This is a genomic window from Aporhodopirellula sallentina SM41, assembly GCF_000346505.1.
In the GTDB taxonomy this organism is placed as follows: Bacteria; Planctomycetota; Planctomycetia; order Pirellulales; family Pirellulaceae; genus Rhodopirellula; species Rhodopirellula sallentina.
In genome coordinates this window covers 1-1,504 of sequence record NZ_ANOH01000213.1, presented here as the reverse complement: position 1 = coordinate 1,504, position 1,504 = coordinate 1, and the positions used below count along the sequence as shown (strand labels likewise).

The 1,504-nt window shown below is 59.6% G+C and carries 1 protein-coding gene; it reads right to left on the bottom strand.

Translation table 11 applies throughout. The annotated features are described in order from the left end of the window. Positions 1-193: 193 nt before the first annotated feature. The gene (gene rfbB / locus RSSM_RS13855) at positions 194-1,303 is read right to left on the bottom strand and encodes a dTDP-glucose 4,6-dehydratase (RefSeq protein ID WP_044302527.1); all 1,110 of its coding nucleotides are present in this window, start codon (positions 1,301-1,303) and stop codon (positions 194-196) included. Positions 1,304-1,504: the final 201 nt, after the last annotated feature.

Below are 1,504 nucleotides of genomic sequence, written 5' to 3'. Positions count from 1 at the left end.
TGTGCTGGGCTAAACGCAGAGTCGCAGAGATCGCAGAGAGTTGTTGATTGGGGTGATCCGGTGCTTTGCGTCGTTGCGCCTTGGCGTCCTTGCGTTGAAATGGGTGGGACTGAGGGGCTCGTGTAGCTGGCAGTTGTGGCTCCGCCGGGACGAGCCCGGACGGAAGCGGTGTGAGCGAGCTAAAAGCTAATGGCTAGCTGCTAGTTGCTCTCCCGAGCCGGTTGAGTTGATAGTCGCCTGAGAGGATGTTTTTCCACCAGGATTGATTGTCGAGGTACCACTGGACGGTTTTTCGAAGGCCTGATTCGAAACCTTGGGAGGGTTCCCAGCCGAGTTCTCGTTTGATCTTTGACGAGTCGATGGCGTAACGGGCGTCGTGGCCGGGGCGGTCGGTGACGAAAGAAATGAGTTGCGAGTGGCGAGTTGCGAGAGGCGAGTCGGTTTCTTTCTCGTCGCTCGTTGCTCGTAACTCGTTGCTCTCGCCCCGCGGGGCGAGTTCGTCCATGAGGTTGCAGATGAGGTGGACGAGGTCGATGTTTCGTTTTTCGGTGTTGCCGCCGATGTTGTAGGTTTCGCCGGGTGTGCCTTTCTCAATGACGCTTAGCAGGGCTCGGCAGTGGTCTTCGACGTAGAGCCAGTCGCGGATGTTTTCGCCTTTGCCGTAGACGGGGATGGGCTCGCCGCGGAGGCATTTGAGGATGACGACCGGGATCAGCTTTTCGGGGAACTGATACGGCCCGTAGTTGTTGCTGCAGTTGGTCACCATGACCGGCAAGCCGTAAGTGTCTTGCCAAGCTCGGGCGAGGTGGTCGGAGGAGGCTTTGCTGGCGGAGTACGGCGAGTGAGGATCGTACGGCGTGGTTTCGCTGAAGAGGCCTTCTTCGCCGAGGCTTCCGTAGACTTCGTCGGTGGAGACGTGGAGGAAGCGGAAGCGATCTTTGGCGGTGGCTTCGAGTGACCGGTAGTGTTTGAGGCTGGATTGCAGCAGGTGGAAGGTGCCGATGACGTTGGTCTGGATGAATTGGCCGGGGCCGTCGATGCTGCGGTCGACATGGCTCTCGGCGGCGAGGTGCATGATTGCGTCAGGTTGGTAGTCAGCGATCGTGTGGTCGACCGCGGCCGCGTCGGTGATGTCGACTTGGGCGAATCGATAGTCGGGGTGGGCTTCGACGTCGGATAGGGAGGCGAGATTGCCTGCGTAGGTGAGGGCGTCGAGGTTGAGGACCTGGTGGCCGTCGGCGAGGGCCATACGGACGAGGTTGCTGCCGATGAAGCCGGCGCCGCCGGTGATGAGGAGTTTCATGGGGGCAGGTTGTGGGTGTGGGTTTTCGACCACGAAATACGCGAACTACACGAAAGTTGTGTGTAGGGTGATTGTCTTAATTGCTTTTTTGGGGGGAGGTTTGGTGGTTGGGTAGCTGTTGGTAGCAGTCAGTTGTTGCTCCGCCGGGACAAGCCCGGGCGGAAGCGGTTCGGGGAGCTAATCGCGGGTGGCGGTTCGGAA

Bases quoted from the DNA above. Each gene is read 5' to 3' on its own strand.
- rfbB (WP_044302527.1), bottom strand. From the start codon at position 1,303: ATGAAACTCCTCATCACCGGCGGCGCCGGCTTCATCGGCAGCAACCTC.